The 25510-nt window shown below is 42.7% G+C and carries 23 protein-coding genes and 2 tRNA genes; 15 read left to right on the top strand and 10 right to left on the bottom strand.

The annotated features are described in order from the left end of the window. Window positions 1-147 precede the first annotated feature (147 nt). Complete coding sequence (locus GBN19_RS00360) at window positions 148-1047, top strand: LysR substrate-binding domain-containing protein (RefSeq protein WP_151776769.1); 900 nt, start codon at window positions 148-150, stop codon at window positions 1045-1047. Here GBN19_RS00360 and GBN19_RS00355 read toward each other — a convergent pair. Further along, window positions 1044-1691, bottom strand: coding sequence for an HAD-IA family hydrolase (locus GBN19_RS00355; protein WP_151708620.1), 648 nt, complete (start codon window positions 1689-1691; stop codon window positions 1044-1046). The genes GBN19_RS00360 and GBN19_RS00355 overlap by 4 nt on opposite strands. Window position 1692: 1 nt before the next feature. Further along, window positions 1693-2625: an RluA family pseudouridine synthase gene (locus tag GBN19_RS00350; RefSeq protein ID WP_151708619.1), complete on the bottom strand. Its 933-nt coding sequence runs from the start codon at window positions 2623-2625 to the stop codon at window positions 1693-1695. Between the two features lie 704 nt (window positions 2626-3329). Here GBN19_RS00350 and GBN19_RS00340 point away from each other — a divergent pair. The 4 genes from GBN19_RS00340 to GBN19_RS00325 all read left to right on the top strand — a co-directional run bounded on the left by GBN19_RS00340 (window position 3330) and on the right by GBN19_RS00325 (window position 8994). Beyond that, a complete protein-coding gene (locus tag GBN19_RS00340; protein ID WP_151776768.1) occupies window positions 3330-6767 on the top strand; it encodes an Rne/Rng family ribonuclease in 3438 nt (1145 codons plus the stop codon). A 94-nt stretch (window positions 6768-6861) separates the two neighbouring features. Further along, window positions 6862-8700, top strand: a complete 1839-nt coding sequence (locus GBN19_RS00335; RefSeq protein ID WP_375707841.1) for a long-chain-acyl-CoA synthetase — start codon at window positions 6862-6864, stop codon at window positions 8698-8700. A gap of 120 nt (window positions 8701-8820) precedes the next feature. After that, window positions 8821-8896 (top strand) — tRNA-Lys (locus GBN19_RS00330). A gap of 22 nt (window positions 8897-8918) precedes the next feature. Further along, window positions 8919-8994 (top strand) — tRNA-Lys (locus tag GBN19_RS00325). A gap of 91 nt (window positions 8995-9085) precedes the next feature. On the opposite strand, the gene GBN19_RS00320 is transcribed toward GBN19_RS00325, so the two are convergent. Continuing rightward, the gene (locus tag GBN19_RS00320; protein ID WP_151776766.1) at window positions 9086-9721 is read right to left on the bottom strand and encodes a hypothetical protein; all 636 of its coding nucleotides are present in this window, start codon (window positions 9719-9721) and stop codon (window positions 9086-9088) included. Between the two features lie 216 nt (window positions 9722-9937). Between GBN19_RS00320 and GBN19_RS00315 the strand changes: the two genes are divergently transcribed. Further along, window positions 9938-10198 (top strand): PspC domain-containing protein, encoded by a 261-nt coding sequence (locus GBN19_RS00315; RefSeq protein ID WP_151776765.1) that lies wholly within the window; start codon window positions 9938-9940, stop codon window positions 10196-10198. A 46-nt stretch (window positions 10199-10244) separates the two neighbouring features. On the opposite strand, the gene GBN19_RS00310 is transcribed toward GBN19_RS00315, so the two are convergent. Beyond that, window positions 10245-11336, bottom strand: a complete 1092-nt coding sequence (locus GBN19_RS00310; protein WP_151776824.1) for an HPP family protein — start codon at window positions 11334-11336, stop codon at window positions 10245-10247. A gap of 240 nt (window positions 11337-11576) precedes the next feature. Here GBN19_RS00310 and glyQ point away from each other — a divergent pair, with 240 nt between their 5' ends. From glyQ to GBN19_RS00295, 3 genes are all read left to right on the top strand, one after another. Next, on the top strand, window positions 11577-12554 hold the full coding sequence (gene glyQ / locus GBN19_RS00305; protein WP_111893619.1) for a glycine--tRNA ligase subunit alpha: 978 nt from the start codon (window positions 11577-11579) through the stop codon (window positions 12552-12554). Continuing rightward, the gene (gene glyS, locus GBN19_RS00300; protein WP_151776764.1) at window positions 12554-14623 is read left to right on the top strand and encodes a glycine--tRNA ligase subunit beta; all 2070 of its coding nucleotides are present in this window, start codon (window positions 12554-12556) and stop codon (window positions 14621-14623) included. Before glyQ ends, glyS begins: the two co-directional genes overlap by 1 nt. Window positions 14624-15159: 536 nt before the next feature. Next, a complete protein-coding gene (locus GBN19_RS00295; protein WP_151776763.1) occupies window positions 15160-15567 on the top strand; it encodes a hypothetical protein in 408 nt (135 codons plus the stop codon). On the opposite strand, the gene GBN19_RS00290 is transcribed toward GBN19_RS00295, so the two are convergent. From GBN19_RS00290 to GBN19_RS00280, 3 genes are all read right to left on the bottom strand, one after another. Then, a complete protein-coding gene (locus tag GBN19_RS00290) occupies window positions 15564-16523 on the bottom strand; it encodes a 2-hydroxyacid dehydrogenase (RefSeq protein ID WP_151776762.1) in 960 nt (319 codons plus the stop codon). The two genes, GBN19_RS00295 and GBN19_RS00290, sit on opposite strands and share 4 nt — an antisense overlap. Next, a complete protein-coding gene (locus tag GBN19_RS00285) occupies window positions 16520-17233 on the bottom strand; it encodes a hypothetical protein (protein ID WP_151776761.1) in 714 nt (237 codons plus the stop codon). Before GBN19_RS00285 ends, GBN19_RS00290 begins: the two co-directional genes overlap by 4 nt. A 145-nt stretch (window positions 17234-17378) precedes the next feature. Continuing rightward, window positions 17379-18644: a hypothetical protein gene (locus tag GBN19_RS00280; protein WP_151776760.1), complete on the bottom strand. Its 1266-nt coding sequence runs from the start codon at window positions 18642-18644 to the stop codon at window positions 17379-17381. 307 nt (window positions 18645-18951) lie between these two features. Between GBN19_RS00280 and GBN19_RS00275 the strand changes: the two genes are divergently transcribed. Together GBN19_RS00275 and GBN19_RS00270 are read left to right on the top strand one after the other, a co-directional pair. Beyond that, complete coding sequence (locus GBN19_RS00275; RefSeq protein ID WP_151776759.1) at window positions 18952-19602, top strand: hypothetical protein; 651 nt, start codon at window positions 18952-18954, stop codon at window positions 19600-19602. A gap of 56 nt (window positions 19603-19658) precedes the next feature. Then, window positions 19659-19943: a hypothetical protein gene (locus GBN19_RS00270; protein ID WP_151776758.1), complete on the top strand. Its 285-nt coding sequence runs from the start codon at window positions 19659-19661 to the stop codon at window positions 19941-19943. On the opposite strand, the gene GBN19_RS00265 is transcribed toward GBN19_RS00270, so the two are convergent. Beyond that, window positions 19940-20788, bottom strand: coding sequence for an aldo/keto reductase (locus GBN19_RS00265; protein WP_151776757.1), 849 nt, complete (start codon window positions 20786-20788; stop codon window positions 19940-19942). The genes GBN19_RS00270 and GBN19_RS00265 overlap by 4 nt on opposite strands. Window positions 20789-20977: 189 nt before the next feature. On the opposite strand from GBN19_RS00265, the gene GBN19_RS00260 reads away from it, so the two are divergent. Both GBN19_RS00260 and GBN19_RS00255 read left to right on the top strand, forming a co-directional pair. Further along, window positions 20978-21754, top strand: coding sequence for a class I SAM-dependent methyltransferase (locus tag GBN19_RS00260; RefSeq protein WP_171494403.1), 777 nt, complete (start codon window positions 20978-20980; stop codon window positions 21752-21754). A 28-nt stretch (window positions 21755-21782) separates the two neighbouring features. Further along, entirely contained in the window at window positions 21783-22304 is a 522-nt protein-coding gene (locus tag GBN19_RS00255) for a hypothetical protein (protein ID WP_151776755.1), read from the top strand. Between the two features lie 32 nt (window positions 22305-22336). Here the strand turns inward: GBN19_RS00255 and GBN19_RS00250 are convergent, their stop codons facing one another. Together GBN19_RS00250 and GBN19_RS00245 are read right to left on the bottom strand one after the other, a co-directional pair. After that, the gene (locus GBN19_RS00250; protein ID WP_171494399.1) at window positions 22337-22906 is read right to left on the bottom strand and encodes a hypothetical protein; all 570 of its coding nucleotides are present in this window, start codon (window positions 22904-22906) and stop codon (window positions 22337-22339) included. A gap of 113 nt (window positions 22907-23019) precedes the next feature. Next, window positions 23020-23487 (bottom strand): Holliday junction resolvase-like protein, encoded by a 468-nt coding sequence (locus GBN19_RS00245; RefSeq protein ID WP_151776754.1) that lies wholly within the window; start codon window positions 23485-23487, stop codon window positions 23020-23022. A gap of 122 nt (window positions 23488-23609) precedes the next feature. On the opposite strand from GBN19_RS00245, the gene GBN19_RS00240 reads away from it, so the two are divergent. Both GBN19_RS00240 and GBN19_RS00235 read left to right on the top strand, forming a co-directional pair. Next, window positions 23610-24254, top strand: a complete 645-nt coding sequence (locus tag GBN19_RS00240; RefSeq protein ID WP_151776753.1) for a ParA family protein — start codon at window positions 23610-23612, stop codon at window positions 24252-24254. Between the two features lie 80 nt (window positions 24255-24334). Next, entirely contained in the window at window positions 24335-25405 is a 1071-nt protein-coding gene (locus tag GBN19_RS00235) for an AI-2E family transporter (protein ID WP_151776752.1), read from the top strand. Window positions 25406-25510: the final 105 nt, after the last annotated feature.

Raw genomic sequence — 25510 nt, 5'->3', positions numbered from 1 at the left:
GCTGAAAATTTCTGCTGATTTACATCATATACAGGGTTTCACAGGATTTTTCTTTTTATTTTTGTATTGTTTTCAGCATTTCAAAGCGCCTGCTTTCGATTATACTGCTAGCTTATAGATAAAAATGCTTGAGAATTGGGTCGGTTAATGGAACTACGCCATCTTCGATATTTTATTATGGTTGCAGAAGAACTTAATTTTAGTAAAGCAGCACTTAAACTGTACACTGCGCAACCTTCGTTAAGTCAACAAATCAAAGACTTAGAAGATGAAATTGGGGTTCGACTGCTCAATCGTACCAAACGCAAGGTCGAACTGACTGAGGAAGGTGCGGTCTTTTTAAAGCAGGCACGCCTGACGATTGCTCAAGCTGAGAAAGCGGTACGCATGGCACGAGAGGTTCATCTCTCAAAACAGCAAATTTTAAAAATCGGATTTATCACTACAGCAGAAGTGCGTGTTTTTCCTAAAATTTTACCTACTTTGCGTATGCTGTACCCACATATCAAAGTGGATTTACAGATTTTAAATGGCTTAGACCATTACCGTGCGCTTAAAAAGGGTGATCTCGATATTGTGTTTTCACGTCAATCATTCGATGACGATGAAATTGATAATTTTGTGGTCTTGCAAGATACTTTGGCTTTGTTCCTAGCCAAGCAGCACCCTTTGGCTCAATTGGCAACGATTCCACTCCAAGCACTCAACGGGGTGGACTTGGTAATGTCAAAAGCCAATTCTTATTGTGTTATGAATAAAGCGATTGCTGAGTTTTTTGAGAAACATCATATTCAACCGCATATTCAGGAAAAAAGTGACAACTTGGTCGAAAATATTGCGGTGATTGAACAAGAAATGAGTTGTTCAATTTTACCGCAATATCTTGATCCATTTATTAAACTAGATCAGATCGCAGTTCGCCCACTGGAACATGAATTGCCACCGCTCAACTTATTTGTGAGCTATCGGAAAAATAACTTATCCTTTCCAATGCAAAAACTGCTGGAGTTGTTACACCAGCATTTTGAACTGATGAAGTACGCTTAAGCCACTTGAGTATTCAACCAATGGTGTAACTCAGTCACACTATTGGCAATCGTCATCGGTTGATATTGTTTTAAAATATCAACGTGATGTACTCCATAACTTACGCCAACCCGTGGCATATCAATGCGCTGTGCCATTTCAAGATCATAACTGGTATCGCCCACCATAATCGCTTGATTGGCTGGAATCCCTGTAAAATCTAAGATCTGCTGCAACATTAAAGGATCGGGTTTAGATTTGGTTTCGCTTGCTGCGCGGGTCATCACAAATAAATCCTGACTTTGGGTTTTCGCCAAAACACGATCTAAACCACGACGGCTTTTACCTGTCGCCACAGCCAATTGTACCCCCTGACGTTTGAGGTCTTGCAGCATATTACCAACCCCATCAAACCACTGATCATCTTGGGAAGATGCAACATAATGCTGTGCGTAGCTGTCCAAAATTTCCTGATGCAATTCAGGAACATCTGGAAATAGCGTTTGCATGACTTCTGGCAAACCAAGCCCAATAATGCTTTTGGCATCTTCATCGCTTAAAGGTTGCTGATGTTGCTGCGCAGCAAATTTCAAACTTGCTACAATTTGCCCAACAGAATTAAATAATGTGCCATCCCAATCAAAAATGACCAATTGTGTCTGCACATTAAGCTCCTTTTTCCAGCTCTTTCAATAATTGCTGCATGTCTTCAGGTAATTCAGCTTCAATCACAGGATAATCTGGAATTTCTAAGCGCATGGCATGTAAGCACAGGCGACGTGCTTCAGGGCCAGTGTAAGGCGTGGTATGTCCATATTTATCATCACCCACTAAAGGATGTCCGATACTTTGCCCATGCACACGAATCTGATGGGTGCGACCCGACAAAGGCGATGCATGTACTAAAGTCGCTTGTTTAAAACGCTTGGCAACTTTCCACACTGTTTGGCTCGGTTTGCCTTCTTTAGACACACGCACACGACGCTCACCATTGGCCAATTCATAACGTAACAACGGCGCATCAATCAATTGCTTGTCGAGACTGACCTGACCTTTAACAATCGCCGCATAGGTTTTTTGGATTTTGTGTTCGCGTAGTAAATCTTGCAAATGCTTTAAGGTGCTGCGTTTTTTACTGATCATCACCAGACCCGACGTATCACGGTCAATACGGTGGATCAGTTCTAAATATTTTTTGCCTGTAACCGTGCGTAATGCCTCGATTAAGCCATAGGCCACACCACTACCGCCATGCACTGCAATCCCTGAAGGTTTATTCACCACTAACAAGCCTTCATCTTCATAGACCACACGTTGCAACAAACCTTGTGCAACACTGTCACTGACAGGTACATCACCCTCTTGCTTTTGTTCATAGCGAATCGGTGCGACGCGAATCTGATCACCAATTTCCAGACGCGTTTCGGCTTTAATGCGCTTTTTATTCACGCGAACCTGACCTTCTCGCATCAAACGATAAATACGGCTCTTGGGTACGCCTTTTAAACGGGTAAACAGAAAATTATCGACACGCTGTCCTGCTTGATGTTCAGTCACCTCAAACCATGTCACACTTTGCCATTCTTGGTTGGTATTCATACAACTCATTAAACCTTAAAAATACTCGAATATGATTAAAAAAAGATCAAATAGGCTATTCTTTTCACAATAAACTTAAGCTTAGCCCATAGGCAGATGCCACAAGGTTTGATATAGTCAGCGCACGGATACCGCCGTAAGTGAGTAAAATTGTCTACCATTTCAAAATAATGAACGGTAGATCTCAGCTGCAACTCGGAAAGGTCCCAAAAGAATATGCCGCGCCGAAGGCTTATTATATCGGCAAAATTGTAGGCTGTTACGTTAATTTGTACTTTTGCACGTAAAACAGCCTGCCCCAAAAAATATGTCGCTAGTTTAGGCTAGTTATTAAACGTAAACTGAAACACATCAGACAAGTCTCCTGATGTCGCATTCAGGCTTCAGCGTTCGATGTATTGGATTTGTATGCGATGCGCGGATACGACGAACATTCCGTATACCCTGTGTTATCAACACACCCGCCACATACAGTGAAAGTTTGACATCCAATACACCTCCTGAGAGCCAGTGAATCTTCAGGCGATTTTAGTCGATTAAGGATTAAAGCGGTTTTGTATTTTCATATGCATGAATCAAAAACCAGCACTTCAGCTGGTCTTCGTGAGTGCGCGTAAACGCTACGCGATTTCTTCAATTCTGCATCTTGAAAATCACTCCGCAACAGACTTGTCGTTGTGCTTCAACGATTAGGTATTACACCCATGAAACGTATGTTGATCAATGCAACACATGCCGAAGAAGTTCGTGTTGCACTCATCACTGGTCATCGTCTGTACGATTTTGACCTTGAAAACCGTACCCGTGAACAAAAAAAATCAAATATCTATAAAGGTCATGTCACCCGTGTAGAGCCATCACTTGAAGCTGTATTTGTCGAGTATGGCGCAGGGCGTCAAGGCTTTTTATCTATGCGTGAAATTGCACGCAGCTATCTCAACAGTGACCCACGTGAAAACAATAACATTCGCGAACTGATCAGCGAAGGAACTGAACTTTTAGTCCAAGTTGAAAAAGAAGAACGTGGTAACAAGGGTGCTGCGCTGTCTACCTATATTTCACTTGCAGGTCGTTACTTGGTGCTTATGCCAAATAACCCGAAAGGTGGTGGTATCAGCCGTCAAATTTCAGGTTCTGTGCGTGAAGAACTCAAAGAAATGTTAGCATCGCTCAATGTGCCTCGTGGTATGAGCGTAATTGTGCGTACCGCAGGTATTGGGCGTAGCCAAGAAGAATTGCAACTTGACTTGCAACACTTGCTTGACCTTTGGGCGCAAATTCAAAGCACAGCAAATTCTGGCCCATCGCCAATGTTAGTTCATCAGGAAGCGGGGGTTGTTACTCGTGCCATTCGTGATTACTTACGTGATGACGTTGCTGAAATCCTGATTGATAGCGAGCAAGCATTTAACGAAGCCTATAACTTTGTTAAAGCAGTGATGCCTCGTCAACTCGACAAATTAAAAACCTATACACTAAATGAGCCACTGTTTGCACACTTTGGTATCGAAAGCCAAATTCAAACCGCTTATGAACGCGAAGTGAAATTGCCATCTGGCGGTTCGATTGTCATTGACCAAACTGAAGCTTTGGTTTCAATCGACATCAACTCAGCAAAATCAACCCGTGGTCACGATGTTGAAGAAACTGCGCTCAACACCAACGTTGAAGCTGCTGAAGAAATTGCACGTCAATTACGTTTGCGTGATATCGGTGGTTTAGTGGTGATCGACTTCATCGACATGACTAAAGACCGTAACCAGCGTGTGGTTGAAGCGAAACTTCGCGAAGCAACGCAAAGTGACCGTGCGCGTATCCAGTTTGGTCAGCTATCACGTTTTGGTTTAATGGAAATGAGCCGTCAGCGCTTACGTCCATCTCTAGAAGAAGCAACAGGTTATGTCTGCCCACGCTGTCATGGTACAGGCATGGTACGTGACCTTCGTTCTCTTTCTCTTTCTATCATGCGTAAGATCGAAGAAATTGCGCTTCGTGAACGTCATGGTGAAGTTCAAGTTGAAGTTCCTGTTGAAATTGCAGCGTTCTTGCTCAATGAAAAACGCCACAGTCTGGTTTATCTTGAACAAACTTCAAATGTCCGTGTTACCGTGTTGCCTCACCCGCACTTGGAAACACCACATTATGAAATTCAGTACAACCCTGAAGGTTTTGCACCGACCAGCTACGAACGTACAGAAGCAACGCGTTCAAGTGAAAAAGAGCTTGGCTATCAGTCTTCTGAATGGCATTTAGAAGATGAGCATACTGCGCCAGTCGCAACAGCACCTGAAGCAAAACAAAAACGCAATGCTCCTCCTGCTGCAGTAGAACAAGCACCACAGCAAGTTGCTGCACCTGCTCAGAAAAATAATAGTCCATGTGCATGGCTAGAAAATCTGTTTGTTCAAAAACAGGCGCATACAAGTGACCAGTCACGCTCTGCCAATAATGCTGCTGCAGCGATTGAACAGATGGTGAACAATGGCGCTGTCAGCCGTGGTCAGTTTGGTCAAGTACAGAACACTGTTGCAACGCCTGTACCTGAAACTCCAGCAACGGTGAGCAATAATAATGCTTATCTTGCACCATCTTCAGTTGCTGCGCCAAGCAAGCCAGAAAAACGTGAACCTCACGAAAAAGATGAAAAGTCTCAACAACAGCGCAACAATAACAACCATAAAAAACAGCGTAATAAGCACAAAGAACCTCGTGAACAGCAACAACCTGAGCAAAATCAGAATGCTCAAGTTCACGAAGAAGTTGTGCAATTATCGCGTCAAGAAATGCGTGAACTGAAACGCCAACAAAAACGCCAACAACAAGAGCCTAATTTCACTGAGCAAAATCATGCCAATGAAGCTCCTGCTGTGGCACGTCGTGACCGCAATCAACAGCGCCCACAACGTCCAAATCGCCATCGCGATGCATCTGTATTAAATACAGAGCCGACAGTTGTCGTGAACAACACCCCGACTCCTGCTGTCACTGCTAAGCCAGCAGATGTCAAAGTCAATGTTGTTGATGTACCTCGTTCAGAGGAAATGACGACAGCATTACTCGTGAACGTTGAGCAAGCAACACGTGAAATTGTTGCATTGCATAACAGTCCACTCGCTGTTGCCACTGCTCCTGAAGAAGTAGTCGATCAAGTGACTACAACTCCTGAAGTCGTTAAAACAGAAGTAACAGCTGAACAGCCTATTGCTGCTGTTGAAGAAAAAGTGGTGAGCAACGCTGAAGAAAAAACAGCTGAAAATAAACCAGCAGTTCAATCTGAAGTTAAACGTGCGAGCAATGACCCACGTATGCGCCGCCGCCAACAACGCGAAGCCAAAGTATCAACCACACCTGTGGTCAAACTGAGTCCGAGCCAAGTTCCAACATTAGCGCAGTACAATGTGGGTAGCCTCATTCGCCATGTTTATGGTGAAGACTGTACCGTACTCATTGAGCAGTTTGGTTTGGTACAAACCTTCAATCGTGCTTTGATCAAATTCACTGAGCAATATGCTGCCAGTACTGTAGCTGAACAGCCTGCTGACGTTGAAGCTGAGAAAAAGCCTGTGACGCGTGATGTACAGTTGCCAAGCAAAGTCACTGCCGAAGCTGAACCTGCTGAAGTTTTAGCCCTCACCCCGCCAGAAGCACCACAAATACGTGTTGCCAATGATCCTCGCGAACGTCGTCGCTTAGCAAAACAGGCTGCTGAACAGGCGAAAGCCAAGCACCTACAGGAGCAAGCAGAGGAAACCGTGGTCGCAGTAGAAGAAACTAGTCCAGTCGTTGAGGAGTCAACAACTGAAATAGCAGCTCCTATTACTGCAGAAACAATCGTTGAAACAAGCTCAGAGGCAACGTCTCTAGAGTCTGAAGCTGTAGTTACTCCAGTTGCAGAAAGCACTGAAGTCGAGGTGACTGTGACTGAAACAGCATCAGAGATTGTAAATCCTGAAGTTGCAACGCCTATCACTGAAACTGAAAAGGTCAGCTCGCCTGTAGTTGAAGAAACTGCTGCCGAAGTTGAAACTAAAACAGAAGACAGCAGCAAGGCCGCTGCCAAAGACAAAACAGCAGCGCGCCCACCTCGTCGCCCACGTGGACGTCCACCGAAAAAAGCAACACCAAACACCCCTACAGAATAATCCTCTGTAAACAAAAACCGCTTCCTTCGTGAAGCGGTTTTTAGTTTTAAGGCAAATAACTGATTATTTTTCTCTCTTTGTTTAGTATAGGTACGTGATGAAAGCTTCTTCTACAGATACCATCGAATTCAGCGATCTGCTCCAAAAAATTCCATCCGTCTTACCGAAATTACCCCATATTCTCTCAGGCTTAAAACAAGCTTATTTGCGTAGCAGCAAAACCCCGACAGGACTTGCGGTAGCTTTTGAAAAAACAGCTCAATATCATTCTGAACGCCCTGCTTTATTTTTTGAACAACAGCAGATGAGTTATAAAGAACTGAATCAGTGGGCGAACCAGATTGGACACTACTTTCTAGCTCAAGGTGTGCAAAAAGGTGACGTGATTGCCATCATGCTCAGCAATCGTCCTGAATTTTTTGCCTGTGTTTTGGCTCTTGCTAAAATTGGAGCAATTGCAGCTTTACTCAACACAGCGCAATCAGGTCAGGTACTGAGTCATAGCATTCGTCTGGTTCAGCCAAAAGCCCTAATTGTTGGGGCAGAATACGATACTGTCATTCAACCAATTCAGCATGAATTCGATGAAACCATACGTTGTTACTGGTTTGCTGATACTGAAACACGTAAAGAACAAGGTACAGCACCACAAGGTTATTTAAACTTAGCACAATGTATTGATTGCTTTCCCGAATTTAATACCACCACAACCAAGCATGTTTATGCCAAAGATGGGCTATTTTACATTTACACATCGGGTACAACAGGCTTACCTAAAGCGGTGATTTTCAATCATGGGCGCTGGACACTGGCTTACGGCACTTATGGGCATATGCTTAATTTAAATGAACAAGATGTCCTCTATGCCCCATTACCGATGTACCATGCCACAGGTATTGTGGTGTGTTGGTGTGGTGTGATTGCTGGCGGTGCAGCATTGGCAACTCGACGTAAATATTCAACCAGTCAATTTTGGTTAGATGTCCAAAAATTTAATGTATCGGCTTTGGGTTATGTCGGTGAAATCTGTCGCTACCTGCTAGATGCTCCAGCATCATCACAAGACCAGCAGCACCGAGTCAGTAAAATGATTGGTAATGGTCTGCGTCCTAATATTTGGCATGATTTCAAACAGCGTTTTGCCGTTGATGAAATTTTAGAAATGTACGCTTCAAGTGAAGGCAATGTTGGTTTTAGCAATCTGCTCAATTTTGATAATACCGTCGGGCTTTCACCGACCCCTTTTGCCATTGTGCAATATGATCAGGAGAAAAATCGACCGATTCGCAATGATCAAGGCTTTTGCCAGAAGGTCAAAAAAGGTGAAGTGGGATTACTAATTGGTAAGATTACCCGACGTTCACCTTTCGATGGGTATAGTGATGCTGCAAAAAATCAGAGTGCCCTTTTGCAAGATGTTTTTAAACAAGGCGATGCCTATTTTAATAGTGGTGATTTAGTCCGAAATTTAGGCTTTCGCCATGCACAATTTATTGACCGCTTAGGTGATACCTTCCGCTGGAAAGGTGAAAATGTTTCAACGGCAGAAGTTGAAAATGTCTTAATGCAGCAAACTGAGATTGCTGAAGCTGTGGTCTACGGTGTAGAGATTCCTCAAACCAATGGACGGGCAGGAATGGCCAGTATCACACTGGCACAAGGTCTTAGCTTAGAACAGCTTAATCTTGCCGAGCTTTGGAAAAAGCTACAGCAAGCACTGCCTGCTTATGCAGTTCCTGTGTTTTTAAGAATTCAGCAACAGCTTGAAACGACGAGTACCTTTAAATACCCAAAAAACAAGTTAAAGCATCAAGGTTTTGATTTAGAGCAATGCCATGAGCCAATCGTTGTGACCCTGCCTCAGAGTCAGACCTATACCCCACTTACTGCTGAGATTTTTGCCAACATTCAACAGTATCACTATCGTTTTTAATCATTTTTTCGACTTAAAACACTTAATTTGTGGATTTTGTAAGCAGTTAATTCATTTTCTTGCAAAATCCTCTTGCCATCGCCCAAGATCTTGCTACAATACGCACCATCAAGACGATATGGGTCGTTAGCTCAGTTGGTAGAGCAGCGGACTTTTAATCCGTTGGTCCCGCGTTCGAGTCGCGGACGACCCACCATTTATCGAATTGAACCCGTTAGGGGTCGTTAGCTCAGTTGGTAGAGCAGCGGACTTTTAATCCGTTGGTCCCGCGTTCGAGTCGCGGACGACCCACCAAGATTCTAAAAAATCCTCTCTTTTTGAGAGGATTTTTTTTGCCTGTGTAAAAATCAGAATGACATTTCAGATCAATATCATGTCCGTTGAATTAGTTCTGAGCGCGTTCTAAATAGTAGTCATTTAATGTATAAGGATGACCCTGCTCAAAGAAACGATGATTTACAGCAAAATTTCGCTGGCTATCCATCATCAAATTGCCTTTAGCATCAATAAGATAATAAAATTTTAAACCTGTATTAAAATGGACTAATACATATTGCTTTTGCTGTTCACTCACCACTTCCCAATGGTCTTCTTGATAACCTTCCGCCATTCGCGTATCTGCATAAATTTTTCCAAAGCTCTTAATCAAACGAAATACCGAGCCATCATCCATTAGGTTGATAATGTACTCAACTGAGCCCTTTTTCCCTGTTTCACAACGTGCAATCCGATCAATACAGGAAATCGTCACAATATAACGCCCAACCATATGTTTTTCTTGTTGAGTCAACACATGATGAACTTCAGGCTGCTGATTTTGTGCAGGCATGGTGCTTTTACCTGCAACATCCATCAATTTTTGACCATCATTCGTATGACTATGCACTGCTAAACTTGCCGATGCGGCGCTGCCATTTGGTATATTGTCACCTGATGCTGGACTACAAGCACTGAGCAATGCACACCCACAAAGCACAGTTGAGTAACTCATCATTTTTAGATAAGGTAATGGGGGGAGCATTATAAGAACCTTTGGGAGAGTAAAATATGCCGAATGACATCTTTATGTCAGGCATTTTAATCAAAACTATTTTTTGTACAGTAAAAATTTACATAAATTAACGCTTTTTCAGCAGGCTAAGCCTAGAAATTTTTCATTCAAGTCCCATATAAAAAGTAAGACTTTGTTCGCATTATTTGTTAATATCGTGATGCTTATATATAACAGGAGCCTTGCATGAGCAGTTCAGGACTATACCGTTCAAGCCGCCAACAGATGATTGCTGGGGTAATGGGAGGTATTGCTGATCGTTTTGGCTGGAACGCCAACCTTTTGCGTGTCCTCTTTGTTGTTGTTTCTCTTATGAGTGCAGCATTTCCTGGTATTTTGGTCTATCTGATTTTATGGATCATCATTCCTAAGCAAAAAAGAATTTTTAACCCTTCGATGCGCTATCAACACCCGATTCGCACCATCAATGAAGAACGTTATCGCTAAGTTTTAAAGTTTCGCCACGACTTTTCCCCCGAAAGTCGTGGTTTTTTTATGCCTGTTGCATCAGCAATTGTCGCTGTAACGCCGCAATCATATCGGCACGACTAATAATTCCAACTAAGCGTTGCTGCTCAACCACAGCAATATAATTAAATGAACGTTCCACAAAATAAGGAATAAGGTCGTATAACGGTTGTTCAGGCTGAACCGTAACCACTTGGCGCTGCATAATCTGATAGACAAAATCTTGGTGTGGCGCGCGTGGATCAGCAACTGACTGAAACCATTCCACGACTTCATAGAGTGCCAGTGTACCCAATAATTTTCCTGCATCATCAATCACAGGCAAGCTCATCAGATTGACCTGTTTGAATTTGGCAACAGCCTGCTGAATTTCATCTTGAGCATTTAGGGTGATTAAGTCACGACTCATAATATCTCGGCAGGCGTAAATCTGTGGAGAGCGCTGTTGAGCATGGCGCTGTGCCTGTAAAATAATTTCCTCAAGCTGATATTGGCTAATATCGAGTAGCTCGGTTTGATGCGCTAAAACATCTTGAATGTCTTGGGGTTGAATACTGACTTTTTGTTCTGGTGTCGGGTCTTTGCTACGCGGATTAAGCTGTGCAGTGTTTGGGTAACTGCGTCCAATGGCACGATTAAAAATGACTGCCACAGCCAAAAGTAACAATGAATTTAACAAAACAGGATAAGCGATAAATTTAAAGCCCAACTGATGCACTGATGCTCCACCCAAGACTGCGGTCATCGCAACTGCTCCACTCGGGGGATGTAAGGAATCACTGCTCATCATCAAAAAAATCGCCAGTGCAACGGCAATACTAAATGCAAGTGTTACTTCAGGAATATATTGTGTGCACAAAACTCCAATGAATGCGGCAAGCGTATTTCCGACCACAATATTCCACGGCTGTGCCAAAGGGCTAGAAGGGACAGCAAATAACAAGACTGAAGATGCGCCCATTGGGGCAATGTACCATGCATTAAAACCACCTAACACCCACCAGCTAAAAGCGGATGAAATCGCGAGTCCAAATAAGGCACCAAGCGCGCACAACACGCGTTCCCTAACGGGCAACAATTTAAAATTGGGTTTTAAAATGTCTATCGGTAGCGACATCATTCCTGCTCTTTTTACGCTATGGAAAAATATTATACGGTGTGAACCTTAAAGATGTATTTATTTTATAGATTATAAATATCAGAAAACCCTTTGATGAGAAAATGCTGAATCTATATGCAAAATTTATCTCATTCATCATTTCCCTGACGATTGGCAATTTTGCATAGAAGTCTTTGCCACCTACCTACAAAATCCTTATACTTAGGGACAATTTTTCTCATAATTCGTGGATGCTACATGAGTCGCGCCATCTCGCATATTGATACTTTTCAAGGCTTAATTCTTGCCTTACAAAATTACTGGGCCGAGCAAGGCTGTGTTGTTTTGCAACCTTATGACATGGAAGTTGGCGCAGGAACATTCCACACAGCAACCTTCTTACGTGCCTTAGGCCCTGAAACTTGGAACGCGGCTTACGTGCAGCCTTCGCGCCGTCCTAAAGATGGTCGCTACGGTGAAAACCCGAACCGCTTACAGCATTATTACCAGTTCCAAGTGGTCTTGAAGCCAAATCCAGACAACATTCAGCAGTTGTATTTGGACTCACTCAAAGCCATTGGCATTGACACTTTAACCCATGACATTCGCTTTGTAGAAGATAACTGGGAATCTCCAACACTTGGCGCTTGGGGCTTAGGTTGGGAAGTTTGGCTGAATGGTATGGAAGTGACTCAGTTCACTTACTTCCAACAAGTGGGCGGTATCGAATGTTACCCTGTGACAGGTGAAATTACTTACGGTCTTGAACGTCTTGCGATGTATTTGCAAGGGGTTGACTCGGTATATGACTTGGTTTGGACCAAAGGCCCATTTGGCACAGTGACGTATGGCGATGTGTTCCATCAAAACGAAGTGGAACAATCGACTTATAACTTCGAATACGCACCTGTTGAAAAACTATTTGAATTCTTCGATTTTTACGAGTCAGAAGCCAACCGTCTGATTGAAGCTGAGCTGCCATTACCTGCGTATGAGCAAGTGATGAAAGCATCACACACCTTTAACTTGCTGGACGCACGTGGTGCGATTTCGGTGACTGAACGTCAGCGTTATATTTTACGTGTTCGTGGATTGTCACGTGCGATTGCACAAAGTTATGTCCAAGCGCGTGCCAAGTTGGGCTTCCCAATGGCAGAACCGCATTTACGTGATGAAGTCTTGGCACAGTTACAAGCACAAGCCGACGCAGAAGCTGCAAAAACGGAGAACAAATAATGACTCAACATACTGTTTTATTTGAACTCGGCTGTGAAGAACTTCCTCCAAAAAGCTTAAAAACTTTGCGTGATGCCCTACAGGCTGAAACGGTCAAAGGCTTACAGGAAGCAGGTTTGAACTTTGCTTCAATTGAAGCTTATGCCGCACCACGTCGTTTAGCTTTAAAAATTGTCGATGTCGATGGCGCTCAAGCTGACACACAAAAACGCTTTGACGGCCCTGCGGTACAAGCGGCTTATGATGCTGAAGGCAAACCAACCAAAGCGCTTGATGGTTTTATGCGTGGTCAAGGCATTAGCGTGGAACAGGTTTCAACCTTCCAAGCAGGTAAAGTTGAAAAAGTGTGCTATTACAAAGACATTCAAGGTCAAAGCCTCGATGTACTTTTACCGCAAATCTTGCAAACTGCTTTGGATCGCTTACCGATTGCAAAACGCATGCGTTCAGCAGCAAGCCGTACCGAATTTGTTCGCCCTGTAAAATGGGTAGTATTGCTGAAAGATGACCAAGTGATTCCTGCCACGATTCAGGATCACGTTGCGGGTAACTTGAGCTATGGTCACCGTTTCCATGCACCTGAAGCGATCACTTTGGCACATGCGAACGACTACTTGGCGGCTTTGGAAAAAGCCCATGTGATTGCCAACTTTGAACTGCGTCAGGAATTGATTCAGGAGCAAGTGAAAAAACTGGCTGATGAAGTCAATGCAACTGCGATTGTGCCAAGCGATTTGCTAGATGAAGTAACTGCACTGGTAGAATGGCCTGTTGCCCTTCGCGCGACTTTTGAAGAACGCTATTTGGCTGTGCCACAAGAAGCGTTGATTACCACCATGCAGGACAACCAAAAATATTTCTGCTTGGTAAACAGCGAAGGTAAATTACAGCCTTACTTCATTACGGTGTCGAACATCGATTCAAAAGACCCGATTCAAATTATTGAAGGGAATGAAAAAGTAGTTCGTCCACGTTTGAGCGATGCTGAATTCTTCTTCTTGCAAGACCAAAAACAACCGCTTGCTTCTCGTAAAGAAAAATTAGCCAACATGGTATTCCAAGCACAATTGGGTACACTTTGGGACAAGTCAGAGCGTATTGCTAAATTGGCTGTGGCTTTAGCAAGCATGACAGGTGCCAATGCGGCTGATGCTGAAAAAGCAGCATTACTGGCAAAATGCGACTTAACCTCTGAATTGGTCGGTGAATTCCCTGAACTTCAAGGGATTGCAGGCACTTACTATGCTCGCATCGAAGGCGAAAATGATGAAGTTGCCGAAGCCCTTGGCGAACAGTATTTACCAAAATTCGCAGGCGATGTTTTACCAAAAACCAAAACGGGTACAACCATTGCGCTTGCTGACCGTTTAGATACCTTGGTGGGTATTTTTGGTATTGGACAAGCCCCAACAGGTTCAAAAGATCCGTTTGCGCTGCGTCGCTCAGCGATTGGTATTTTACGTCTGATCATTGAAAATGAACTGGATGTGACTATTGAAGAGTTGGTGAACTTGGCACTGCAAGGTTATGGCGAGATTGTCAAAGATCACGACAAGACTTTGGCTGATGCGGTTACTTTCCTTGAAGGTCGTTACCGTGCTAAATACGAAGACCAAGGCGTTGCAGTCGATGTGCTTCAAGCCGTTCAAGCATTATCGCCAAAATCTCCGCTTGATTTTGACAAACGTATCAATGCTGTGAATCACTTCCGCGCACTGCCTGAAGCGGCTGCACTGGCTGCTGCCAACAAACGTGTTGCTAACATTCTTGCCAAAGAAGCAACGCCTGAAGGTACTGTGGATGCCAGCAAATTGGTCGAAGATGCTGAAAAAGCATTGTATGCTGAGCTTCAAGCGGTGAATCCTGTGGTTGAACCATTATTGGCAGCCAAAGATTACACAGAAGCCTTGTCTAAGCTTGCTGCACTTCGTGCGCCAATTGATGCCTTCTTTGAAGGTGTGATGGTGATGGCAGAAGATGCTGAACTGAAAGCCAACCGTTTACGTTTATTGGCGCAGTTGCGTAACTTGTTTACCGCTGTGGCTGATGTGAGTGTGTTGCAGCACTAAAGCCTGATTTGCTTGAAGTTTAAAGAAAACCCTGCTTGAATGAGTGGGGTTTTTTATTAAAAATAAGCGTAATGAAAGAAGAAAAGTTAGTATTAGTTTATAATATTTTAAATATTCAAATGCTAGATATAAATATACTAAAAAGAGCGGTGACTGAAAAATTATTTTGCGATGATACTTTTTCATTTATTATAAAAAATTGGCTTTGTTGCACAAAGATTTCATAACTATATGATTTTAAAAGTTTTGATTGTTTTTTGATCCAAAATTAAATTTATTTAAATCAGATGCTTACATATTTATGCAACAAAGCCGAAAACTTACGAAATTTTTGGGCTGAAAAAGAAAAATTCTCAACTTCGATGATTCAAGATAATATGGACTCAATAAAAATTGAAAATCATTATTTTTTAAATACAGCTTAAATTCACTATTTGTATGCTGTTGTAAGTTTGCTGTATGAATTTCTTCACTTTCCCACCTATTCACCTCATCTCATCCTAAAATAACGAGCATTCACAGGATGAGATCTTGCAATGCATTTAAGCCCAATCAAACTATTTTTATTGAGTAGTTGCCTCGTTGCAGCACCGTCAGTTTTTGCACTTACTACAGACCCATCAACCACTCAAAATGCCCCATTACCCGACAATCCAAGTCTAGGACGTGTGATTTTATACAAAACAGGACAAACCATGCAGCGTATTGGCAACGCCACACAACGCGGTGCAGACAAGGCCTCAGAAAAAATCCAACGTAAATGGGAAAACACCAAAGAGTTCGGCGCTGAAAAATCTCAAGCCGTGCAAGAAAAAGCCAGTGATGTACAACAAGGCGCCGAAAAGAAATGGGAGCAAACCAAAGAAGTAGTGACAGGCAGCCGTAACGATACAACCCCTGTCCCAATTGAGCAAAAATCGCTTAGCCAACCTAGCAGTAATTAATTGACCTGACGCAGAATATTGCCAGAAGCAAAGCCTTCGGCATTTTCAGTCAGTTGCTGCACAATGCGCTGACGGGCTTGGACACTCCCCCATGCTGAATGTGGGGTGATAATCAAATTCGGAATGGTAGAATCAAGCAAGATATTTCCTTGCTTAGGTGGCTCGACAGTCAGAACATCGGTTGCTGCACCTGCCAATTTGCCTTGCTGTAAAGCCTGTGCCAGTGCCATTTCATTGACGATGCCGCCACGTGCTGTATTCACCAAAAATGCGCTCGGCTTCATGAGCGCCAGTTCTTTTTCAGAAATCAGGTCTTTGGTACTGTCATTCAGTGGGCAATGTAACGTCAGCACATCGACCTGTGGTAACAGTTCTTCAAGTGACAAACGTCCCTCATGCTGACGATTTGGCAGATTCCCCACCAAAATCTTCATGCCGAATGCTTGTGCCAAACGAGCAACTTCCTGTCCAAGTTCGCCATAACCCAACACGCCAAGCGTTTTACCTGCCAACTCCACAATCGGGAAATCTAAAAAGCAGAACTGCTCTGCCTGCTGCCAACGCCCCTGCTGCACCGCCTGATTGTATTTCACCACATTGGTTGCCAGTGCCAGCATCAGTGCCAACGCATGCTGTGCCACCGATGCCGTGCCGTACCCTTGACAGTTACACACCACAATGCCCTGCGCTTGTGCAGCTTTTAGATCGACATTATTAGTGCCTGTGGCAGAAATTAAAATCAGTTTGAGTTTTGGCAATTGCTGAATCGTTTCAGCGCTTAACACCACTTTATTCACAATCGCGACTTCAACATTGGTCAGTCGTGTGAGTACCTGATCTGACGAGGTTGCATCATACAATTGCAACTCAGAAAAAGCAGCATTGAGCGGACGAAAGTCCAAGTCGTTCTGATCTAAACTGGCATAATCCAAAAATGCAGCTTTTAACTGGCTCATGTTGTTGTCCTTGATGTTGTTTTGGCGAAATTGACTGCATACATTAAAGCTTGTCTGATCTGCCGATGCAATTGCTCAGTCAGGTGGTGGTAGTCCTGTTCCAAACCCTGCTCTGCCGCCAAATACGGTGCTGCATCATTCCAAGAACCCATGCCACCAAACACCCATGCTTGCTGTGCTGCCAAAAAAAGCTGTTGCTGTAACTCTCGAATACTGTGACTGGTTTGTGCCAAAGTTCCTGCTGCCCGATGAAAAATCTGGGCGAACTGGGTTTCTCCAATGACTTGAGCCAAATGTTCTAACTTGTGCAACACTATTAAAAAATCCTGCCGATTATCTACAGTTGTAAGCACAGGAAATTTTTCTAATTTACAAAGTGACTCATAGTAATCTATATCCCATTGTTGTTCTAAATCATTGAACTGCCAATCTGAGCGCCAAGCACTGAGTGTGCCATCATTAAAACGGGTATAAATCAGTGGGTATTGCCCAAACAAATCCAATCGCATATCTTGAATGTGGCGCCGTCGCAAGCTATCGAACCAATATTGTGTACTCTGTTCAAGCTGCTGCCACGGGACAAGTTGTTTTAAGATCGGACGATGTTCAGGTTGAAAATGTAAACTATGAATATAAGCGATATTGGGTAGACTCATCTGCCCATGAAAATGACCGACCAACTGACAACTGAGTAAAATTTCTGCATGCACAAGACTAAAAAACCGAAATAAAAATCATTTGCGTAATGTATAAAAAGCCATCAATACATCGCAATCTGAATTTGTGCAAAATCAGTAACCATAAAAAAACAGAAAAAACCGAAATCTTTTCTGTTTTTATTTGCTATTCAGCAATTTATGCGAGGATAAATTTTTCTTCGTCCAAAAGTGGCGGTTCAACAAAATAACAAATGCCCAAACTATCGCAGCGCATATTTTGGTCTTTATAGCTCAACACATAATATTCTGGATATTTCTTCACAACGATCGGGCTCATATCCATCGACAAGGCATCATCTTCAGGGAACAGTTTCATGACACGGCGGTCATTCATCGCCACGATATAACGCTCGTTGTTTAGCTCAATCTTGACGATACAGCTTGATTTAATTAGCAGTGGAATCAAATATTTATGATTGAGTCGAATCGCTTCATCTGGATAGCTTTCGATTTTGTTGCTAATGATGTTAAACACCAAATAATTACCATAACAATCTTGCAACTGGTTGGGATTATTGTCTTTTGGCAAATTAACCTTAATGCCCAGTTTTTGTAAATCTTGTTCTGTCACCTGACGGCGACTCAGCATAATACGGGTAATCAACTGTTTTAAGTTAGCATCTAAATACTGGTCATCTAGCTGTAAATCATTGCTGCGTAAAATGCGCCCAAGTGCTGCACTATGACGTGATAACAGATTATTAATCACGGTACGGTAGTAGAATTTACTCTTTTTCTTGACCGTACGCATTTGCTGGTAGAAATAGTTTTTATTCCACGGATGGCGAATAAAGTCATTCAATAAACTTGAACTGGCTAAAACCGAAAGTGCCTCATGCCCTGTAAATGGCAAATGCAAGGTATGCAACTGTGGTAAGACATGTTTGATTTTTAAATAATGTTCACGGTCATTGGCATAGTGCGGGTCATACACCACGATGTATTCACTGTTTGAGCAAACATCCTGCGTGGTAATATGCATATCCTGATGTAAGCTTTCATCAAAAAATTCGGTATAACGACGGTCTTCCACTTCTTGCGGATCAATACTATACTGCGGTACAAATGCAATGATGCGGTTCATTTTCAGCAATTTAGAATATTTAATTGCCGCATATCCCCCCATTGAACCGCCATAACCGACAACCGTTTCAAACTGGTCTAAAATCGGCTGTACGGCACTCATCATGGCTTGCATGCTCGCAGCAGGAAACCATGATTTAATTTTTGGCATCACGCCAATCACGTTATATTCGTATTTTGCCAACGACTTTTCTGCATTAATCGTTAAGCCTTTGGCGCGAGTAATTAAATCCCCAAACGAAAAAATCAGTTCTTTGGAATTTCCTTTTAGAAAAATAACTCGGATTTGTTCGTCTTCAAAAATAATTTGCTTATCCATTCAGGCACCGAAAATAAAAATTGGCAACAGCCAAAATGCAATAAAAAAGAGGGACTGGCGAATGCCTATTGTATAAAGGCAAGAGAGATTAAACAGGGCAAAATATGACATCTTGCCATGCCGCTGTCATATTTCTATAGTTTAAAACCAATAGGCATAATCCCAAAACGGATTTTTCAGAAAAACTATAAAATTCATATATTCGGCTATTTCATAATACAATTCATCTAAATTTAAATGAATTAATTAAGCTGTCACAATGCTGCGCTTGAATATTCGCATTATTCCAATGAGGGGGAATTGGACAATGCAATATGTCAAAACCACAGCAGGTCATGACGCTTTACAACAACGCTCTAAATTGCTTTCTGCCAAACAGCGCCAATTGCTGTTTATTATTGGAACGGAAGCATTTGATAAATTGCCTGAAATGAATCAAAGACGCCTATTACAGCCTGAACTGATTGATGGGCTATTGGCGCTCGGTTTTATTGAAGATCAGACAGCCGAAACCGAAACCGAAACCGAAACCGAAACCGAAACCGAAACCGAAACCGTTGCGCCAGTATCCCCGACTGTCAATGTACTCTCACACGTACTAGAACGCTATGCGAAACCGCAAGCCGCGCCTACACTGGCAGAGGAAATCGCTCAAGAACAAAAAGAAGCCGATTTTAAGCTCGATACCACACCCCCACCTAGCCTAGATTTGGCACTGAACTTACCAACCATGAAAAATATGATGATGGAAACCTTGCAACAATACTGTGGTTTATTGGCAAAAGGACTGATTGAGCGTATCCGTCAGTGTCAAACTGCAGATGAACTTAAACGCTGCCATATGGCATGGGTCACACTGCTACAAGAAACACGTTTACCTGCAAAACAATTGCACAGTCAAATGAAGCAACTCCAAAAATTTTATCATTTGCCAGAATCTGTACACAGCAATCATTGAGCAATCCACTGAAGTCACTTAAAGTTAAATGAAACTAAAAAGACCGAGGTGATGTCATGTGGAAAACGCTAAAGTGGGCAAGTGTACTTGGCTGTGGACTATCATTACACGCCTGTATTATTGTCCCCGAACAAACCCGACAGATTGAATCGACCACGCGTGTTTTTGTGGATTCGAATGCAAGTCACACCCAAGTTGAAATCAGTCGGCCACAGGTAATTATTCTGCAACAGCCTCGCGGTGATTATCATCCACAACCACCACAATACCACGTTCCACCCAACTGTCACTTACAAGCCAATGGACGGTCTATGCCGCCCATTCCTGTTGTTTGTGATTAAAATTCCTCATACACCGCAGGGTCTTGATTTTTCAAACGACCATTGCTGCGCGTCAAGGCGTTGATCTGCTGCATTTGCTCATCACTGAGTTCAAACTGAAAAATTGCTTTATTGGCGAGCTGATTTTGGCCACTGGTCGCTTTAGGAATTGGGATCACACCAAGTTGAATCTGCCATTTCAAAATAATCTGTGCGACTGATTTTCCAAGTTGCTCAGCAATTTGCTGTAATACAGGCTCCTGAAAGACATCACGCGCCCGTCCCAACGGACTCCATGCCATCGTTAAGATACCATGCTGCTGATGATATGCCCGTTGCTCTGCTTGGTTAAAATATGGGTGTAATTCAATTTGGTTAATCACAGGCATGACACCTGTTTCTTTCTTTAAAACTTCAAGATGTTCAGGCAAGAAGTTGCTTACTCCAATTGATTTAATTTGTCCTTTTTTCTGCGCATCAATCAAAGCCTGCCATGCTTCAACATATAAACCCTGTTTCGGGTTTGGCCAGTGGATCAGATATAAATCGAAATAATTCAGTTGGGCACGATAAAGAGATTCCTCAATTGTGACCACAGCCTTTTCATAATGATGATGGCGCCCTGGCAACTTAGAGGTAATAAACAATTCATCGCGCTCTAGCTTTGATAAACGAATAGCCTGTCCAACGGCACCTTCGTTTTCATAGTTAAATGCGGAATCTAACATACGATAACCATGCCCTAAAGCACGTTGCATGACCTCTACACCTGCATGTCCATTGAGGCTATAAGTGCCAAAGCCGAGTGCAGGAATGTGTTGACCATCGTGTAGTTTTAGATTTGGAATTTGTACAAATTGATTCATGTGTCATTTTCCCTCTGGTGCTGCTTATTATTCAGATTGAAATTTTCCAGACAAATTGCTGGTCAACATGCTCAGACATTATGGCGCAGTCGCTTGTCGAGCACAGGCTAAATTGTATAAATAATGCTATTTCCCTGCTGAAATTCAGAGAAATTCCTATAATAAAAGCAAATAAATTCAAGGAATGAGATTATGTCAACAATACACCCAACCGCAGCACAAGGCTTTGGCTCTGGTGCTGAACTTTATCAACAGACCCGTCCAAGTTATCCGCTACAAATCATCTCATGGCTGCGTAATGAACTTGAGCTGACGCATCAATCGGAAGTGATTGATCTTGCTGCAGGTACAGGAAAATTTACCCAATATCTAAAACAGGTTACGCCACATATTGTGGCGGTTGAACCAATCGCAGAAATGCAGCAACAACTGCATGCCACCCAACCTGAAATTACGATACTCAGCGCTCACAGTGATCATATTCCATTAGAATCGGCTCATTATGATGCTGTTTTAGCAGCTCAAGCCTTTCACTGGTTTTCCAATCATGAAACCCTTGCCGAAGTCTATCGCTTACTCAAGCCACAAGGGCATTTTGGATTGATTTGGAATCAACGTGATACCACTGTGCCTTGGGTCAAGGCGATTGCCGATATTTTATTGCCACTCGAAGCAGACACTCCACGCTATCATAGTGGTGATTGGAAAAAAGTTTTTAAAAATCAAACATGGTTTAAACTAGGAAGTGAACAGCATTTTATTCACCAACATCATGGCACAGTCGAACAGGTCGTGAGTAAGCGTTTGCTTTCAACCAGTTTTATTGCCATGATGCCTGCTGAAAAACAGCAGCAACTCAAGCAACAGTTTGAACAGGTGGTGTTTGAGCATTTAGGCAAACGCCCAAATGATGAAATTGATTTTCCATATATTACGTATGCTTATGACTTTATCAAAACACAATAAAGTCGATTGCTAACTTAGGTGACATGTCATGTTTTTTTCTTGTCGTGATTGGATGCTGTCCTGCCTTGTGCTAGGCAGCTTGGGGCTAGCAGGTTGCCACAAAACTCCAGAACAGCCTGCGACCGAACAAACGTCTTCGGCATCTACAGCAAGCCATCCCGTTGCTCAACGACCAGCCCATATTCGTGAGTTTGCAGCAACAGCCAATGATGCACATGATATTCAACAGTTAGAAAATTTTACTCGTAATTTTCATGACATGTCACAGGAGATGCGTACTGAGCTTGAACAACTCAAAAAGAACCATCAGCTCAGTCAAGAATTTGTGATGCAACGTAAGCATGATCAAGTGCATTCCGCACTCAACATGCTCAAAGATCTGGATTTAAAAACAGAACAAGGGCGTTATATCCAAGGCATGATGTCTGCTTACTGGGACAGTCAGCGTGAACCGCAAAAGCAGACACCTGCTGATCAATCCACACTGATCCAAGCGGCTCAACAGCTTGAATACTGGAAAGCACATACTGAATCAGCCACAGCACCATAAAATCAACGCGGGACTATTCCGCAATCTGAGCGTTATAACGCCTTGCGTTCAATCCACTGAATCGACTTGACACGAAACAGTTCACATCCTCCTTCGCCAACATCGGTATTGGTGAGAGAGGATCGCCAGACCAAGTCACGGTCTTTGATTTCAACCAATTCACCTTGCAAACGTACCAAATCCCCACGGCGAACCTGTTTTATTTGCTGAGCAATGTTTGGTGTAGCAGGTACAATGTGCATATTGGAAACCATTTGCATGGCTTTTTGTGGAGAAACAGGCAAGGTTTTCATTTTCCAATTCAGAAAGCGGTCATACTGCCGAACCGTAATTTGACGTGCAAAATAGGGGTCAGCAAACATGCCCCAACTTACAGCATAGTCAATTGGCGAGAACTTCGCCTGTTCGTCATGCGTATAGCTTTTGGTACTTAAAATGCGAAAGTCGCCTTGGAAACTTTTTAGGGTTGAAATGGATTGCCCTTGAGCGGTCGGTACTAGACCATTGGCAATGTTATATTCTGCACCTGAGTTTGAGGCAAAACTGTGGCTTGCAAGCACTAGCAATCCAATACCACATGCCCAATGCTTTAAAACTGGCATGCTGATTCCTCATCTAAACATTGATTTGATCTTTTAAATTTTAAAAGCTCAATGCTCAGCAAATACAGCGAAAAGCGTAACCATAAGCGCTAAAAACGTAGGAATTTTGTCATCTAGTCTTCAAATTCAATCCGAATGGTTTCAAAGCGAATACGCCCTTTCTTCACCGCTTCAGCAATCGCTTGTTGCCCTTTGGTCAAACGGGCATTCCCACTTTTAATATCAATCAGCACCACTTCGATGTGATCGGCTCGTCCTGCGCCATCTCGAAAAGCGTTATAGCCATTGAAAACGACATAATCGACTGGATCTCCCAAAAATTTGGCATCACTTGGCAAATATTCAAATTCGGGAAAGATCGGTGCAAACTGCTCTGCCATTTTACCTTTGAGAATTGCCCGACTGCTGTTCACGCTGCGTGACTGAACTTGGCGCAATTCTTTTTGATGTTGACGTTTTAATTCAGAAATTTGGGCTTCATATTCGGCTTGAATTTTACCATTTCGTAAATTGGACAACAGCGCATAGGTCAAGATTATGCCTATACCCAAACCTATCGCCATGGCAATCCAAATCGACATCTGTCATTTCCTTCTGAATAAAGTCAAGCATTTAAACAGGCTTAAGACTTTTTGTCATGTCATAAGCGCAGCCTGAGAAAAAGTGCTAAAGTAATCCAGCCTATATTTCTTCTATAATTGACATGAAAACTATATTAATTGCCAACCAGAAAGGTGGATGCGGAAAAACCAATACAGCAATTACTTTGGCAAGCGCCCTTGCCGTAAAAAACTATCGTGTCGCACTGGCAGATGCCGACAATCAAAAATCAAGCTTACAATGGCTCAAACAACGCCCAAGCAATGCAGCACACATTCAATCTTTAGACTGGCGCAATGAAAAATCAATTGGCGATGCACCTAAAAACCTAGACTATCTGATTATTGATGCACCTGGTGCACTTTCAGGTGAACATGCTGAACATCTGATCAGCGAAAGTCATGCCATTATTACCCCTCTACAACCCTCCTTTTTTGACATCGACAGTACACGCCGCTTTCTGAAACATTTACAAGAAATTAAACGCGTCCGTAAAGGTAAGGTCGAGTTATTGCTCGTGGCAAATCGCGTGAAAGCCAACAGTGCCAGCTCACGGGACATTCAAGAATTTTTTGGAAAAATCGAACAACAACCAATTGCATGGATTTCTGAACGGAGTGCTTATGGACAACTGGCTGTACAAGGCTTAAGTATTTTTGATAAACAGCAAAAGACCTATGTGAGTATTCAGAAACAATGGCAACCGCTACTCAATGCCATTATTGATGATCCAACCGCATGGTTTTAAATGGCAGACAGATCAATTTGCCGCCATGGGTTTTTCAGTTAATATACCTATATTAAAAAAACCTTAATTTTGAGATACGCGTGCAAAAATCTGCCCCTGTTTTGCTACATCGGATTTTGTTGTTTGGATTGTTTTTCGTCCTGCTTTACTTAAGCTTCAGTGTCCTTAAATATTTTATTGTGCCTGTGGTTTGGGCAATTATTATTGCCTACATGACATGGCCGATTTATCGTTGGGTATTGGTGAAATGCGGAGAAAACCGCCAAACACTGAGCGCGACCTTAATGTTATTTCTCATTATTTTGGTCATCGGCATTCCATTGATTTTTGCTATCTTTATTTTGCAACATGAAGGTCGCCAGTTATTTTTTGAACTGCAAAAACAGCTATTTTCTGGGCACTTTAGCTTACCCCAACTGATTACCGACCTGCCTGTCATTGGTAAAGATATACAGCGTAGCTTAAATGAACTGAATAATAATCCACATGCCATCACACAAAATATTATGTTTTGGCTACAGAACCATCTCAACTATGGACGCTTTGTCCTGAGTGAAATTAGCCGTAATCTTGTCAAATTATTTTTTGCTTTATTTTCATTGTTCTTTTTCTATCGGGATGGTTTGAGCCTCTTAGAACAAGTCAAAACGGCACTGGAAAAAGTCATTGGTCCTCGTGTCCACCATTATTTAGACACGATTTCTGAAACCACACGTGCTGTCGTATATGGCATTGGTTTAACCGCAATCGCCCAAGCGGTATTGGCAGGTTTAAGCTACTTTGTTGCAGGTGTACCGAACCCAATGGTGCTCACCATCATTACTTTTGTACTGGCACTCATTCCTTTTGGGACGCCACTGTCTTATACAGCCGTCAGTTTATGGTTGATTTCACAAGGGCAAGTATTTGAATCAATTGGTGTTTTTATTTGGGGTGTGTGTATTGTCAGCACCTCCGATAACGTCATTCGTCCTTTGGTCATTTCAGGGGCAACCAAAATCCCGTTTTTATTGATCATGTTTGGGGTATTGGGCGGCATTGCCAGCTTTGGCTTGGTGGGTCTATTTATTGGACCTGTCATCTTGGCGATTTTACTGGCGATTTGGCGAGAATGGATTCATGAACAGAATGAGCTTACAGCGGAAGATTAAAACCTACAAATTCATACATGTCATAACGGATGAATAACAATTCATCCATTTGAATTTGCTTGAATAAAAGACGCAAAAATAAAATACGAAAAAAAGGATAATCAT

It is taken from the genome of Acinetobacter brisouii, from assembly GCF_008993995.1.
Classification (GTDB): domain Bacteria; phylum Pseudomonadota; class Gammaproteobacteria; order Pseudomonadales; family Moraxellaceae; genus Acinetobacter; species Acinetobacter brisouii_A.
This window is presented reverse-complemented; position numbering and strand designations above follow the sequence as displayed.

Excerpts from the sequence above, each read along its gene's own strand:
- GBN19_RS00360 (WP_151776769.1), top strand. The coding sequence starts at position 148 with ATGGAACTACGCCATCTTCGATATTTTATTATGGTTGCAGAAGAACTT.
- GBN19_RS00350 (WP_151708619.1), bottom strand. The coding sequence starts at position 2,625 with ATGAATACCAACCAAGAATGGCAAAGTGTGACATGGTTTGAGGTGACT.
- GBN19_RS00340 (WP_151776768.1), top strand. The coding sequence starts at position 3,330 with ATGAAACGTATGTTGATCAATGCAACACATGCCGAAGAAGTTCGTGTT.
- GBN19_RS00320 (WP_151776766.1), bottom strand. The coding sequence starts at position 9,721 with ATGCTCCCCCCATTACCTTATCTAAAAATGATGAGTTACTCAACTGTG.
- GBN19_RS00315 (WP_151776765.1), top strand. The coding sequence starts at position 9,938 with ATGAGCAGTTCAGGACTATACCGTTCAAGCCGCCAACAGATGATTGCT.
- GBN19_RS00310 (WP_151776824.1), bottom strand. The coding sequence starts at position 11,336 with ATGTCGCTACCGATAGACATTTTAAAACCCAATTTTAAATTGTTGCCC.
- glyQ (WP_111893619.1), top strand. The coding sequence starts at position 11,577 with ATGAGTCGCGCCATCTCGCATATTGATACTTTTCAAGGCTTAATTCTT.
- glyS (WP_151776764.1), top strand. The coding sequence starts at position 12,554 with ATGACTCAACATACTGTTTTATTTGAACTCGGCTGTGAAGAACTTCCT.
- GBN19_RS00295 (WP_151776763.1), top strand. The coding sequence starts at position 15,160 with ATGCATTTAAGCCCAATCAAACTATTTTTATTGAGTAGTTGCCTCGTT.
- GBN19_RS00290 (WP_151776762.1), bottom strand. The coding sequence starts at position 16,523 with ATGAGCCAGTTAAAAGCTGCATTTTTGGATTATGCCAGTTTAGATCAG.
- GBN19_RS00280 (WP_151776760.1), bottom strand. The coding sequence starts at position 18,644 with ATGGATAAGCAAATTATTTTTGAAGACGAACAAATCCGAGTTATTTTT.
- GBN19_RS00275 (WP_151776759.1), top strand. The coding sequence starts at position 18,952 with ATGCAATATGTCAAAACCACAGCAGGTCATGACGCTTTACAACAACGC.
- GBN19_RS00270 (WP_151776758.1), top strand. The coding sequence starts at position 19,659 with ATGTGGAAAACGCTAAAGTGGGCAAGTGTACTTGGCTGTGGACTATCA.
- GBN19_RS00265 (WP_151776757.1), bottom strand. The coding sequence starts at position 20,788 with ATGAATCAATTTGTACAAATTCCAAATCTAAAACTACACGATGGTCAA.
- GBN19_RS00255 (WP_151776755.1), top strand. The coding sequence starts at position 21,783 with ATGTTTTTTTCTTGTCGTGATTGGATGCTGTCCTGCCTTGTGCTAGGC.
- GBN19_RS00250 (WP_171494399.1), bottom strand. The coding sequence starts at position 22,906 with ATGCCAGTTTTAAAGCATTGGGCATGTGGTATTGGATTGCTAGTGCTT.
- GBN19_RS00245 (WP_151776754.1), bottom strand. The coding sequence starts at position 23,487 with ATGTCGATTTGGATTGCCATGGCGATAGGTTTGGGTATAGGCATAATC.
- GBN19_RS00240 (WP_151776753.1), top strand. The coding sequence starts at position 23,610 with ATGAAAACTATATTAATTGCCAACCAGAAAGGTGGATGCGGAAAAACC.